Genomic DNA, 12,339 nt, shown 5'->3' on the forward strand with positions numbered 1-12,339 from the left:
CGGTGAGCTCGCTGAGCGGCCGCCCCGCCGTACGCCGTGTCGTCTCCCTGGTCCCCTCGCTCACCGAGGCCGTGGCCGCCACCGCGCCCGGCCTCCTCGTGGGGGCCACCGACTGGTGCGAGCACCCGGCCGGCCTCGACGTCGTCCGGGTCGGCGGCACCAAGAACCCCGACACCGCGCGCATCGCGGCCCTCGCGCCCGACCTCGTCATCGCCAACGAGGAGGAGAACCGCGCCCCCGACCTCGCCGCGCTGCTCGCCGCCGGTCTCGAGGTCCTCGTCACCGAAGTACGCACCCTGGACCAGGCGTTCACCGAGCTGGAGCGCGTCCTGGTGCGCGGCTGCGGGCTGGCCCGGCCCGGCTGGCTGGACGACGCGCGCGACGCATGGCGGGACACCAGCGCCGCGGGCCCCTTCCTGCGGGCCGTGGTTCCGGTGTGGCGCAGACCCTGGATGGTGCTCGGCCGGGACACCTTCGCCGGTGACGTCCTCGCCCGGCTCGGCGTCGTCAACGTCCATGCCGGGCACGCCGATCGCTATCCGCGCATCCCGCTGGCCGAGCTGAACGCCTGCGGCGCGGAGCTGGTCGTCCTGCCCGACGAGCCGTACCGCTTCGGCGCGGACGACGGGCCGGAGTCCTTCCCCGGCCTGCCGTCCGCGCTGGTCAGCGGGCGTCATCTCACGTGGTACGGGCCATCGCTGACCCAAGCGCCGCAGGTGCTGGGCGCGGCGCTGCGAGCAGCCTCCCGCTGACCACGCCGGCCAGCGTCCGGGCCCCCGCGACCGCCCAGGCCGCCACCAGCAGGACGTAGAGCGCGACGGCCAGCCAGGTCAGGGCGTGCAGACCCGTGTGGCGCGCGAGCGCCGCGGCGCCCGTCACGCACGTACCGACGGGGAAGGTGAAGGCCCACCACGTCATGGCGAAGCCCATACCGCCGCGGAAGGCGCGCACCACCATCGCGACGGCCAGCGCGAGCCACAGCAGGGCGAAGCCCATGACGGGCGTGCCGTACAGCACCGCGAAGCCGGCCATCGCCTGCGCGTACGGGGCCGGGACGGCGCCCTGGGCGACGTCGGCGAGGTTGTTCACGGCGGTCGTGGACTGGCCCAGCGGGCCCAGGACGAGGAACAGCGTCGGCGTCAGCGCGAGCGGCAGCGGGCCGTGGTGGACGAGCCGCGCGAAGACCAGCGGCAGGATGACCAGCGTCGCCAGCAGGCTCAGCCCGAACAGCGCGTAGCAGCCCAGCACCATCGCCTCCCGCCACTGCCCGGCCGGCAGATGCGGTACGAGGGCGGGGCCGAGCGCCGCGGAGACCATGGGCGCCACCACGGGCAGCAGCCACACCGGCGAGGCGTCGCCGGGCGCTATGCGGTGCCGGGTCACCATCAGGTATGGAATGGCGGCCGCCGCGCCGAGCCCTATGACGGTGCCGCTCACCCACAGCACCGCGTCGGTCGCCAGGGCGGCCCGTTCGCCGATCACCCCGGACCCCACGGAGAGCGTGGCGCCGCCGACGGCCAGCAGGGCCATCGCCAGACAGCCGTAGAAGGGCGCCACGGCCGGGTCGGCCAGGTGCCGCCTGGCCTGGTCGCGGTGGCGGGCCCAGTGGCCCGCGCGCGCGGCGAGCACGGTGAGCAGCGCCAGCGCCGCCAGCGCCCACACCGTCTCGTACGCGCCCCGCAGCCCGGGCCCGTGGAGGGGCAGGGCGGCTCCGGCGGAGGCGACGATGGCGGTGCCCATGACGGTGGCGTACCAGTTCGGGCCGAGGTGGCGCAGGCGGGGGCGGGGTTGCTCACTCATGTCCCCACCGTCTCCCGGGCCCGCACCCGCCACCAGGGACCGCCGGGCTATGAGGACATAAGCTGGGGTTATGAGTGCGGACCTGCCGACGCCCCTCGCCCACCGGGTGCCCGACCTCGGGGCGCTGGAGCTGCTGCTCGCCGTGGCCCGGCTGGGGAGCCTGGGGCGGGCCGCGAGGGAGCTGGGCATCACCCAGCCCGCCGCCAGCGGCCGGGTGCGCAGCATGGAACGGCAGCTCGGCGTCGCCCTCGTGGAGCGCTCCCCGCGCGGTTCCCGGCTGACGGACGCCGGGGTGCTGGTCACGGACTGGGCGCGGCGCGTGGTGGAGGCCGCGGAGGCCCTCGACGCGGGGGCGCAGGCGCTGCGCGGGCGCCGCGACTCGCGGCTGCGGGTGGCGGCCAGCATGACCATCGCGGAGTATCTGCTGCCCGGGTGGCTGATAGCGCTGCGCACGGAGCGGCCGGGCACGGCCGTCTCGCTGCTGGCCGGGAACTCGGCGGCGGTGGCCGGGCGCCTGCTCGCCGGGGAGGCCGACCTCGGGTTCGTGGAGGGCCTGGACGTGCCGCCCGGCCTGGACGGCGCGGTCGTCGCCCACGACCGGCTCGTCCTGGTCACCGCCCCGGGCCACCCGTGGGCCCGCCGCAGGGCCCCACTGGCCGCGTCGGAGCTGGCGGCCACCCCGCTGATCCTGCGCGAGCGCGGCTCGGGCACCCGCCAGGTCCTGGACACGGCCCTGGCCTCGTACGGCGGTCTGGCCGAGCCGCTGCTGGAACTGGCGTCGACGACGGCGGCGAAGGCGGCCGTGGTCAGCGGCGCGGGCCCGTCAGTGCTGAGCGAGCTCGCGATCGGCGAGGAACTGGCGACGCGGCGCTTGGTGGAGATACCCGTCGCCGACCTGCCGCTGCGCCGGGCGCTGCGCGCCGTCTGGCCCCGCGGCCAGCGCCCGACGGGCCCGGCCCGCGACCTACTGGGGCTGACGCGGTAACGCGTCTCTTGTCCTCAATCGCCGGACGGGCTGAATTTCAGCCCGTCCGGCGATTGAGGACACGGCACAGTCAGCCCGTCCGGCGCTTGAGGACCGGGGTCCGGGGCTGAGCCCCGGTTACGGCGCTCAGCCCACCGACGAGTACGCCACGACCCCACGCAGCAGACCATCCACCGCGCGCCGCGCATTCCGCGCGACAGGACTACCCGCCGGCGCCGCCGCCGCGATCTGCCCCAGCACATCGATCAGCTGCTTCGACCACCGCACGAAGTCGCCCGCCGGCATGTCGATCTCCCGCAGCACCTCGTCCAGGCCATGGCCGGAGGCCCACCGGTAGGCGGGCCAGGCGAAGCCGAGGTCCGGCTCGCGCTGGCCGACGCCCTCGGCCTGGTTGATCTTGTGCTCCTCCTCCAGGGCGTCCAGCCGGCCCCAGATGCGGACCATCTCGGCGAGCGCCTCCTTCGCCGCCCCCGTGGGCAGCTTCGGCGGCACCGCGTCGTCGGCGGCCCGCGCCTCGTACACCAGCGCCGAGGCGCACGCCGCCAGCTCCGCCGGCCCCAGGCCGTCCCAGACGCCTTCGCGCAGGCATTCGGAGGCCAGCAGGTCCAGCTCGCCGTAGAGGCGGGCCAGCCGGCGGCCGTCCTCGGTGACCTCGTCCGCCCGCAGGTAGCCGAGCTCGCTCAGCAGCGCGCAGATGCGGTCGAAGGTGCGCGCGATGGTGTTCGTGCGGCCCTCGATGCGCCGCTCCAGCTGACGGGTGTCGCGCCGCAGGCGGTGGTAGCGCTCCGCCCAGCGGGCGTGGTCCTCGCGCTCGTCGCACCCGTGGCAGGGGTGCGCGCGCAGCGCGGCCCGCAGCCGGGTGATCTCGGTGTCGTCGGCGGCCGCGGCCCGCGACTTGCGGTGCCGGTCGGGCTCGATGTGGCCGGCCTTCGTGCGCAGCGCGGAGGCGAGGTCGCGGCGCGACTGGGGGCTGCGCGGGTTGAAGGACTTGGGGATGCGCATCCGCTCCAGCGGTTCCACCGGGATGGGGAAATCGATGGAGGCGAGCCGCTTGACCTGCCGCTCGGCGGTGAGCACCAGCGGACGGGGCCCGTCGTAGTGGTCGAAGCCGCGGTGACGGTCGGTGCGCCCGGCGGGCAGGCCCGGGTCGAGCACCAGCGCGAGGCCGGCGAACTTGCCGGACGGCACGTGGATGACGTCGCCGGGCTTGAGCCGCTCCAGCGCCGCCGCGGCGGCGGCCCGCCGCTGTACGGCGCCCTGCTTGGCCAGCTCGGTCTCGCGGTCCTTCAGGTCGCGGCGCAGCCGGGCGTACTCCTCGAAGTCGCCCAGGTGGCACTCGATGGCCTCGCGGTAGCCGGCCAGGCCCTCCTCGTTCTTCTGCACCTGGCGGGAGATGCCGACGACCGACTTGTCCGCCTGGAACTGGGCGAAGGAGGTCTCCAGCAGCTCCCTCGAGCGGTGCCGCCCGAACTGGGAGACCAGATTGACCGCCATGTTGTACGACGGCTTGAAGCTGGAGCGCAGCGGGTACGTGCGGGTGCCGGCCAGGCCGGCCAGGGCGCCGGGGTCCATGGCGCGCTGCCACAGCACGACGGCGTGGCCCTCGACGTCGATGCCGCGCCGTCCGGCGCGCCCGGTGAGCTGGGTGTACTCGCCGGGGGTGATGTCGGCGTGCTGCTCGCCGTTCCACTTCACCAGCTTCTCGAGGACCACGGTGCGGGCGGGCATGTTGATGCCCAGCGCGAGGGTCTCGGTGGCGAAGACGGCCTTGACCAGGCCCTTGACGAAGAGCTCCTCCACGACCTCCTTGAAGGTCGGCAGCATGCCGGCGTGGTGCGCGGCGATGCCCCGCTCCAGGCCCTCCAGCCATTCGAAGTAGCCCAGGACGTGGAGGTCCTCGTCGGGGATGGCGGCGGTGCGCTCCTCGACGATCTCCCGGACCTTCACCCGGGCCGCGTCGTCGTTCAGCCGCAGCCCGGCGTAGAGGCACTGCTGGACGGCGGCCTCGCAGCCGGCCCGGCTGAAGATGAAGGTGATGGCGGGCAGCAGGCCCTCGGCGTCCAGGCGCTCGATGACCTCGACGCGGCTGGGCGTCCAGATGCGGCTGCGCTGGCGCCGCTCGCGCTCGCGGTCGGCCTCGCGCACCATCTTGCCGCGGCGGCGCTCACGCGGGTTGTAGGTGCGGCTGTTCTCCATGCGGGCCATGCGCAGCAGGTCGGGGTTGACCTCGCGCCGGGCGGCGCCGCGGCCGCCGTGGTCGCTGCGCTCCTCGAAGAGGTCGTACATCCGCCGGCCGGCCAGCACGTGCTGCCACAGCGGGACGGGCCGCTCCTCGGAGACGATCACCTCGGTGTCGCCGCGCACGGTGTCCAGCCAGTCGCCGAACTCCTCGGCGTTGGAGACGGTGGCCGACAGGGAGACCAGGGTCACCGACTCCGGGAGGTGGATGATGACCTCCTCCCAGACGGCGCCGCGGAAGCGGTCGGAGAGGTAGTGCACCTCGTCCATGACCACGTAGCCGAGGCCTATGAGGGCCTGGGAGCCCGCGTAGAGCATGTTGCGCAGGACCTCGGTGGTCATCACGAGCACCGGGGCGTCGGGGTTGACGCTGTTGTCGCCGGTCAGCAGGCCGACCTTGGCGGCGCCGTAGCGTCTGACGAGATCGCTGTACTTCTGGTTCGACAGCGCCTTGATGGGCGTGGTGTAGAAGCACTTGCGGCCCTGGGTGAGGGCCAGGTGGACGGCGAACTCGCCCACGATGGTCTTTCCGGAGCCGGTCGGCGCCGCGACCAGCACTCCCTTCCCGGCTTCCAGGGCCTTGCAGGCCTCTATCTGGAAGGGGTCCAGCTCGAATTCGTACATCTCGCGGAAGGGGGCGAGCGCGGTGGCCTGCTCCGCGGCGCGCTGCCGTGCCAGGGCGTAGCGCTCAGCAGGGGACATGTCGTCGGTCATCTTGTCTACGAGCCTACCGGGGACCTCCGACAGCCACCCGATCTTTATCGAGCTCCCAGGAGGCGTACGGCCGCGGGCACGGTCTCGGCGGTGAGCGGCAGCGGGCCGAGCCGCTCGCCGTCCGCGTAGCCGGTGACGCTCCCGGCGTCCGGCGCCGCCGCGGGGTCCACCTCCAGCGTCACCTTGGCCGCGCGGTAGGTGGTGACGCGCGGGTGGCTCAGGTGGGTGCCGCGGTAGACCTTCGGGAAGACCCGCAGCAGGGTGGAGCGGCTGCAGGGGCCGACGACGGTGACGTCGAAGAGTCCGTCGTCCAGCCGGGCCTGACCGCAGATGCGCATGCCGCCGCCGTAGGAGCTGCCGTTGCCGACCGCCACCAGCGTCGCCTCGACGCAACTCTCGGGCCCGTCGTCGAGCCGTATGCGGTACGGGACGGTGCGCAGCGCGGCCAGCTCCGCGACCATGGCCACGTCGTAGCGCAGCCGCCCGGTGGGGAAGCGCATCCGGTTGCCCCGGTCGTTGACGCGCGAGTCGAAGCCGGAGGCGAGGACGGTGCCGAACCAGGTCGTGCCCACCCTGCCGAGGTCCACGGCCCGGCCGCCGTCGCCCTTGAGGGCTCCGGCGACGACGCGGGCCGCCGCGACGGGGTCGCGGACGGGCAGGGCGGCGGCGCGGGCGAAGTCGTTGCCGGTGCCGACGGCCACCACGCCAAGCGGGGTCCGCGTCCCGGCGACGGCCTGCAGCGCCAGCGAGGTCATGCCGTCCCCGCCGACGGCGATCAGCGCGCCGGTGCCGCCGGCGACGGCCTCGCGCGCCCGGCGCAGGGCGTCGGAGGCGTCGGTGCCCAGAACCGTACGGACGGAGAAGCCGGCATCGCGCAGCACCCGGGCCGCGGGCTGGGCGGCGCGGGCGCCGCGCCCCCGGCCGGCCGAGGGGTTGACGAATAACGTGATGTCGCTAGTCACGCGGGGACACTACCGGGTGCCGCCGGTCGCCATGAACACGACCGGGGCGGCCGCCGTTTCCGGCGACCGCCCCGCATCGGTGTGCACCGGGGATCAGGTCACGTCGTCGTAGCCGCCGCGGTGGGCCTGCTCGGGCAGGGCCGGCATGGCGTCGCTGTCGCCGACGGACTGCGGCGTGAGGTCCAGCGGGGACGCCTCGTCGTCGTCGAGCATGCGGTCGGGGTTGCGGCGCTCGCGGCGCTTGTCGTTGAGCAGCGAGAAGCCGACCGCGCCGAAGTACAGGATGATGATCGGCACGGCCAGGATGCACATGCCGAACGGGTCGGTGCTCGGGGTGGCGACCGCACCGAAGACGAAGACGCCCATGACGACGCCGCGCCACCACTTGACCATGGCCCGGCCCGTGACCATGCCGGCCACGTTCATCATCACCAGCAGCAGCGGCAGCTCGAAGGCGAGGCCGAAGACGAGGATCATCCGGACGCTGAAGTCCAGGATGTCGTCCAGGGCGAGGGTGTTGGCCGCGGAGTCGGGGGTGATGCTCAGCAGCACCTGCATGCTGGTGGGCATGATCAGGTACGCCAGGTAGGCGCCCGCGAGGAAGAGCGGTGCCGCGGTCGCCACGAAGGCGATCGTGTACTTCTTCTCGTTGCGGTGCAGCCCCGGGGCGAGGAACGCCCACAGCTGGTACAGCCAGATCGGCGACGACACCGTGACGCCGGCCAGCAGACAGACCTTGACGATCGTGGTGAAGGGCGACGTCAGGTTGGAGAAGATCAGGACCGCGCAGTTGCCGCCGTGGCTCTTGGCCAGGTCGCGGTCCGGGCACTGCGGAACGGGCCCGGACAGGAAGTCCATGATCTGTTTGTTGTAGAACGCCGCGACGACGGCGACCACGACGATCGCGAGGACCGCCTTCGCCAGCCGGTTGCGCAGCTCACGAAGGTGCTCCGTGAGCGGCATCCGCCCCTCGGGGTCCTTCTCCTTCTTGCGGGCAGACGTGAGCAACCCACCGTCCCTATCTCGTGCGGCAGACGGGCGCCGTCCGGGCGGCCGTCTCAGTCTGTCCGGGGGTCAGCGCTGGGTCGTGCGGTCGGTCTGCTCGGTCACCGGGCGGGAGGTCACATCGCCGGGCGCGGCCTTGATCGTACGGGGAGCCTGCTCGGCGGGCGGGTCGGCGGGGGCCGAGGCGTTGTCCTGACCCTCGGTCTTCATCGCCTTGGCCTCGCTCTTGAGGATGCGGGCGGACTTGCCGAGGGCACGCGCCATGTCCGGAAGCTTCTTCGCACCGAACAGCAGGACGATGACGACAAGAATGAGGATGATCTCGGTGGGGCCGAGCCGTCCGAACATGTGGTTTACCTTCTCACCGAAGCGGCATGGGTGTGGGGCAGCTGACCGACCGATCGGACAAATGTCCATCAGTCGTACGGCAGCGATCGTAACGCGCAGGGGTAAACGCTGGGCAATCCCTGTGCATACTCCCAGTCGCGACCCTCCGCCTCGTCAACAGGGCCACCCCGACCAGCGTACCGTCCACCCCGCGGGGCCAGCAGGGCACCGGACGCGACGGACGGGCCGGCCCTTTCAGTCCCGGCGCGGGGCCTGCGCGGCGAGCGGCGTCGCCGCCCGCTCCAGGTCCTCGGCGGCCAGGGTGATGCGCCGCGAGGCCTCGGCCACCTGCCGGGCCAGCCGCCGGGTCTCGACGAACACGCGCGCGGCGAGCACGCCGAGCACGGCGAGGCCGCAGAAGCCGAGGGCGATGGCGAGCATGGGCCAGAACATGGGACGAGCCTATCGGGGGGGTGCCGGGAGCGGAGGGATCAGGCGGTGATGTGCAGCCGCAGGGTGCGTACCCCGCCGCCCGTCAGCAGCTCGACGATCCGCTCCCCCGCCGGCTTGCGGACCGCGGAGCCGCAGTCGGGGCACGTGAAGGAGTAGAAGGTGGTGCGGTCGCTGGCGCCGATCGCCAGCCGCAGCGCTCCCGCGGCCAGCTCGAAGCAGCCCCGGCAGTCCGGGCACGCGGCTTTGAAGACCGCGGCGGCCGTCGTCCCGGCGTCCCTCACGTCCCCTGCCCATTCCACTGTCCGGTTCCCCTTCACTCTCCGTATGCCGCCAGCGCCTCGCGGGCGGCCTCCCGTGCGCTGTCGGCCACGGCGGCCGGGGCGGCGATCCGCCCGTCCCGGCCGAGCCGCAGCGCCAGCCGGCGCAGCGAGGCCGGGTCCGGGGTGCGCAGCGTGATCCGCAGGCCGCCGTCGGGCAGCTCCTCGGCCCGGTCGTGCGGGTAGTACTCGGCGACCCAGCGGCCGCCGGGGCCCACCTCGATGACGACCTCAGGGTCCTCGGCGGCCGGCTGCACCAGCCCCTCGGACAGGTCGCGCAGCTCGACGGGCGGCGGGTCGGAGGGCTCGTCCAGGATCCGGATCTCGGCCACCCGGTCCAGCCGGAAGGTGCGCCGCGCCTCGGACAGCCGGCACCACGCCTCCATATAGGTGTGGCCCACGGCGAACAGCCGGATCGGGTCGACCTCACGCTCGGTCAGCTCGTCGCGCGCGGGCGAGTAGTAGCGCAGCCAGACGCGACGGCGCTCGGAGATGGCCCGGTCGACATCGGCGAAGACCCCGCCCTCGGACTCGAAGGTCACCGAGAGCCGGGAGCTGGCGCCCGCCGCCTCCCCGGCCGCGGCCTCGATCTTGGCGGTGGCGCGCACCAGCGCCTGCCGGTCGCTCTCGCGCAGCCCCGGCAGGGTCGCCACGGCACGGGCGGCCACCAGCAGGGCGGTGGCCTCGTCGGCGGCGAGCCGCAGCGGCTCGCCCGTGCTGGTGCCCGACGCGTCGGGGTTGTGCCACCAGATGCGGTCGCCGTCGGTGTCGATGTCCAGCAGGTCACCGCCCCGGAAGCTGGTGCCGCACATGGGCAGCACATCGAGGTCGCCGATCAGCTCGTCCTCGGTGATGCCGAAGGCGCGGGCCACGTCGGTGACCCGGGCGCCGGGGCGTTCGCGCAGGTAGGTGACCAGCGACAGCATCCGCCGGGTCTGGTCAATGGCGTTGGTGGCCATCAGTGCTCGGTTCCGTTCCTCTCAGCCCTTGGCCACGGCGCGCAGCCGGTCGATCACATCGGCCCGCAGCTCGGCGGGCTCCAGCACGATCACGTCGGGGCCGAACTCCACGAGCCAGGCGTCCAGCCCGTGCCCGTACGGGATCTCAAGCTCCTCCCAGCCGTCGCCCGCCTCGCGCGTGCTCAGGGCGCGGGCCCGCAGCGGATAGCCGTGGCCCGCCCGCACCTTGATCCGGGCCGTGCCGGTGGCCTTCTCGCCCGCCCAGCTCTCGACGGTGGTGCGGATGGTGACGTGGTCGGGTACGGGCGCGGTGAACGGCAGGGCCCGGGAGCGGACCTTGCCGGTGATCCGGGAGAGCCGGAAGACCCGCTCGGCCTGCCGGTCGCGGTCCCAGCCCGCCAGGTACCAGTGGCCGCGCCAGCACTCCAGCGCCCAGGGCTCGACGCGGCGCTGCTCGGAGGTGGCGGCGTTGCCCTTGCGGTAGTCGAAGACGACGGGCCGGCGGTCGCGGGCGGCGAGCATCAGCGGCTCGAAGGCGGCCTCGTGGACGGGGATGCGGGTCTCGAGGGCGCTGTGCGTGCCGTACGGGTCCTCCGCCAGCGGCATCCCGGCGGCGCGCAGCTTCTGCAGGGCGCCGCTGGCGGCCGAGGCGAGGCGGGCCTGCTGCCAGACCTTGGCGGCCAGGCCGAGGGCGGCGGACTCCTCGACGTCGAGGGTGATCGCGGGGAGGCGGTTGCTGTCGCGGCGGGCGAGGTAGCCGGTCTCGCCGTCGAGGCCCTCGACGGTCTCGATGATCAGGCCCAGCTCGCGCAGGTCGTCCTTGTCGCGCTCGAACATCCGGTTGAAGGCGTCCTCGCTCCCGGAGTCGCCGCTCGCCGCACCGGCCGCGCCGGCCTCAATGTAGGCCTCGATCGAGGCCCGCAACTCCCCTTTGCTGAGCGGGCGGCGCGTGCCCAGCAGGCACAGCGCCAGGTTCATCAACCGCTCGGCCTTGGCGATCGCCATCGACGCCCTCTCTACTTGTGCTCTCAACCGTTGACCGTACCGCTCGGGGCTCCCACGACAAAAGCCGAGGGCCCGCGCCAGGCAGGCACGGGCCCTCGGCCTTCGTTCGGGGTGTCTCAGACGCCCATCAGGTCGCAAACGAAGATCAGCGTCTCGCCCGGGGCGATCTTGCCGCCGGCGCCACGGTCGCCGTAGCCGAGGTGGGCGGGGATGACCAGCTTGCGGCGGCCACCGACCTTCATGCCCTGGATGCCACGGTCCCAGCCCTCGATGACCTGGCCGGCGCCGAGCTTGAACTCCAGCGGGCCGCCGCGGTTCCAGCTCGCGTCGAACTCCTCACCGGTGGAGAAGGAGACGCCGACGTAGTGGACCTTGACGAAGTCCCCGGCCTTGGCCACGGGGCCGTCGCCCTCCCAGATCTCGGTGATCTCGAGGTCGGCCGGAACCGGACCGTCGGGAAAGTCGATCTCGGGCTTTTCGATGTTCACGAACGTGCTCCTACGAATTCAATGCTGCAGACAACCGTGCAATTCTGGCAGATTCCGATCAGCGGATCAGACCTTGCCCACGATGTCCACGACGAAGACCAGGGTGTTCTTGTCGAGGCCGCTCTGCGCCTGGCCCTCGTAGCCGAACTTCGGCGGGATCACCAGCTCGACGCGGTCACCCACGTGCTTGCCGACCAGGCCCTTGTCCCAGCCCTGGACGACCGAGCCGGTGCCGATCTGGAACGCCGTGGCGCCGGCGTGGTCCCAGGAGGAGTCGAACTTCTTGCCGTCCTCCCACTTCACACCGGTGTACTGCGCGATCAGGCCGTCACCGGCCTTGATCTCCGCGCCGGTGCCCTTGATCAGCACCTGCTCCTTGAGGTCGGTCGGCGCCTTCTCGTCCTTGGGGATGGTGATGTCGGCGGCCTTCTGCGCATTGGGCTTGACCTCGGGCATGCCGGCCTCCGGCTTGGCCTGCTCGCCCTTGACCTCGCTCTTGGCGTCGACCTTCTGGGCACCGACGACGTCGATGACCCACACCAGGCCGTCCTCGGGCTTGACGCCCGCCTGCGGGTTGAGCTGGTCGCCGATCAGCGCCTTGGCCGTGCCCTCGACCTCGATGCGGGAGCCGGCCTTCTGGCCCACCACCGCGTCCAGCACCTTGGCGGGCATCTCCTGGCTGGGCTGGCCGAGCTGCTGCACCATCTGACGGCGCGGGCCCTTGCCGTCCGTCTTGTCCTGGCTCGCCCAGGTGCCGCCGAGCGGCTTGTTGTCCTTCATCGTCTGCCCGGCGAAGTCCAGCCGGACGAAGGAGCCCTTCTCCGCCTTCTCGCCGGTGCCCTCGGTCAGGGTCTTCACGACGAGCTTGTCCGCCGGCTTGGCGTCCTTCGGCACGGTGATCTCGGGCTTCTCCCCGAACTTGCCCTCCACCTTCACCTTGGCGTCGGAGGAGCCGCCGCCGTCCTCGGACCCGCACGCCGCGGCGGTGAGCAGCAGGACGGGCACGGCCAACGCCGCGGCGAGGCGACGCGCGTTCTTCGTGTGGTTCATGAAGTCCAACTCGGCTATAGAGGTCGCTGGGCAGTG

The 12,339-nt window shown here is 72.9% G+C and carries 13 protein-coding genes; 2 read left to right on the top strand and 11 right to left on the bottom strand.

The window, feature by feature from the left end; all coding sequences use genetic code 11:
• The first annotated feature begins 11 nt into the window (after positions 1–11).
• On the top strand, positions 12–752 hold the full coding sequence (locus ACIGXW_RS29125) for a helical backbone metal receptor (protein ID WP_399575927.1): 741 nt from the start codon (positions 12–14) through the stop codon (positions 750–752).
• Here the strand turns inward: ACIGXW_RS29125 and ACIGXW_RS29130 are convergent.
• Positions 679–1,800 carry a TDT family transporter gene (locus ACIGXW_RS29130; protein ID WP_399575721.1) on the bottom strand — a complete coding sequence of 374 codons (1,122 nt, stop codon included), beginning with the start codon at positions 1,798–1,800 and terminating at the stop codon, positions 679–681. The genes ACIGXW_RS29125 and ACIGXW_RS29130 overlap by 74 nt on opposite strands.
• Positions 1,801–1,870: 70 nt before the next feature.
• Here ACIGXW_RS29130 and ACIGXW_RS29135 point away from each other — a divergent pair, with 70 nt between their 5' ends.
• Positions 1,871–2,785 carry a LysR family transcriptional regulator gene (locus ACIGXW_RS29135; RefSeq protein ID WP_399575723.1) on the top strand — a complete coding sequence of 305 codons (915 nt, stop codon included), beginning with the start codon at positions 1,871–1,873 and terminating at the stop codon, positions 2,783–2,785.
• A gap of 126 nt (positions 2,786–2,911) precedes the next feature.
• On the opposite strand, the gene ACIGXW_RS29140 is transcribed toward ACIGXW_RS29135, so the two are convergent.
• From ACIGXW_RS29140 to ACIGXW_RS29185, 10 genes are all read right to left on the bottom strand, one after another.
• Complete coding sequence (locus tag ACIGXW_RS29140) at positions 2,912–5,737, bottom strand: DEAD/DEAH box helicase (RefSeq protein ID WP_399575725.1); 2,826 nt, start codon at positions 5,735–5,737, stop codon at positions 2,912–2,914.
• A 44-nt stretch (positions 5,738–5,781) separates the two neighbouring features.
• Positions 5,782–6,699, bottom strand: a complete 918-nt coding sequence (locus ACIGXW_RS29145) for a diacylglycerol kinase (protein ID WP_399575727.1) — start codon at positions 6,697–6,699, stop codon at positions 5,782–5,784.
• Between the two features lie 93 nt (positions 6,700–6,792).
• Entirely contained in the window at positions 6,793–7,662 is an 870-nt protein-coding gene (tatC, locus tag ACIGXW_RS29150) for a twin-arginine translocase subunit TatC (RefSeq protein ID WP_399575928.1), read from the bottom strand.
• Between the two features lie 111 nt (positions 7,663–7,773).
• The gene (gene tatA / locus ACIGXW_RS29155) at positions 7,774–8,052 is read right to left on the bottom strand and encodes a Sec-independent protein translocase subunit TatA (RefSeq protein WP_071962855.1); all 279 of its coding nucleotides are present in this window, start codon (positions 8,050–8,052) and stop codon (positions 7,774–7,776) included.
• 234 nt (positions 8,053–8,286) lie between these two features.
• On the bottom strand, positions 8,287–8,484 hold the full coding sequence (locus ACIGXW_RS29160; RefSeq protein ID WP_071962854.1) for a hypothetical protein: 198 nt from the start codon (positions 8,482–8,484) through the stop codon (positions 8,287–8,289).
• Between the two features lie 38 nt (positions 8,485–8,522).
• Positions 8,523–8,783 (bottom strand): hypothetical protein, encoded by a 261-nt coding sequence (locus ACIGXW_RS29165; RefSeq protein WP_071962853.1) that lies wholly within the window; start codon positions 8,781–8,783, stop codon positions 8,523–8,525.
• Positions 8,784–8,797: 14 nt separating this feature from the next.
• Positions 8,798–9,760: a WYL domain-containing protein gene (locus ACIGXW_RS29170; protein WP_071962852.1), complete on the bottom strand. Its 963-nt coding sequence runs from the start codon at positions 9,758–9,760 to the stop codon at positions 8,798–8,800.
• A 21-nt stretch (positions 9,761–9,781) separates the two neighbouring features.
• Complete coding sequence (locus tag ACIGXW_RS29175) at positions 9,782–10,765, bottom strand: helix-turn-helix transcriptional regulator (protein ID WP_399575729.1); 984 nt, start codon at positions 10,763–10,765, stop codon at positions 9,782–9,784.
• A gap of 116 nt (positions 10,766–10,881) precedes the next feature.
• Positions 10,882–11,253: an FKBP-type peptidyl-prolyl cis-trans isomerase gene (locus ACIGXW_RS29180; RefSeq protein WP_399575730.1), complete on the bottom strand. Its 372-nt coding sequence runs from the start codon at positions 11,251–11,253 to the stop codon at positions 10,882–10,884.
• 66 nt (positions 11,254–11,319) lie between these two features.
• Positions 11,320–12,303 (bottom strand): FKBP-type peptidyl-prolyl cis-trans isomerase, encoded by a 984-nt coding sequence (locus tag ACIGXW_RS29185; protein WP_360911655.1) that lies wholly within the window; start codon positions 12,301–12,303, stop codon positions 11,320–11,322.
• Between the last annotated feature and the right edge of the window lie 36 nt (positions 12,304–12,339).

This window comes from Streptomyces sp. NPDC053079 (genome assembly GCF_044546695.1).
In the GTDB taxonomy this organism is placed as follows: domain Bacteria; phylum Actinomycetota; class Actinomycetes; order Streptomycetales; family Streptomycetaceae; genus Streptomyces.

Bases quoted from the DNA above. Each gene is read 5' to 3' on its own strand.
- ACIGXW_RS29130 (WP_399575721.1), bottom strand. From the start codon at position 1,800: ATGAGTGAGCAACCCCGCCCCCGCCTGCGCCACCTCGGCCCGAACTGG.
- ACIGXW_RS29135 (WP_399575723.1), top strand. From the start codon at position 1,871: ATGAGTGCGGACCTGCCGACGCCCCTCGCCCACCGGGTGCCCGACCTC.
- ACIGXW_RS29140 (WP_399575725.1), bottom strand. From the start codon at position 5,737: ATGACCGACGACATGTCCCCTGCTGAGCGCTACGCCCTGGCACGGCAG.
- tatC (WP_399575928.1), bottom strand. From the start codon at position 7,662: ATGCCGCTCACGGAGCACCTTCGTGAGCTGCGCAACCGGCTGGCGAAG.
- tatA (WP_071962855.1), bottom strand. From the start codon at position 8,052: ATGTTCGGACGGCTCGGCCCCACCGAGATCATCCTCATTCTTGTCGTC.
- ACIGXW_RS29160 (WP_071962854.1), bottom strand. From the start codon at position 8,484: ATGTTCTGGCCCATGCTCGCCATCGCCCTCGGCTTCTGCGGCCTCGCC.
- ACIGXW_RS29170 (WP_071962852.1), bottom strand. From the start codon at position 9,760: ATGGCCACCAACGCCATTGACCAGACCCGGCGGATGCTGTCGCTGGTC.
- ACIGXW_RS29175 (WP_399575729.1), bottom strand. From the start codon at position 10,765: ATGGCGATCGCCAAGGCCGAGCGGTTGATGAACCTGGCGCTGTGCCTG.
- ACIGXW_RS29185 (WP_360911655.1), bottom strand. From the start codon at position 12,303: ATGAACCACACGAAGAACGCGCGTCGCCTCGCCGCGGCGTTGGCCGTG.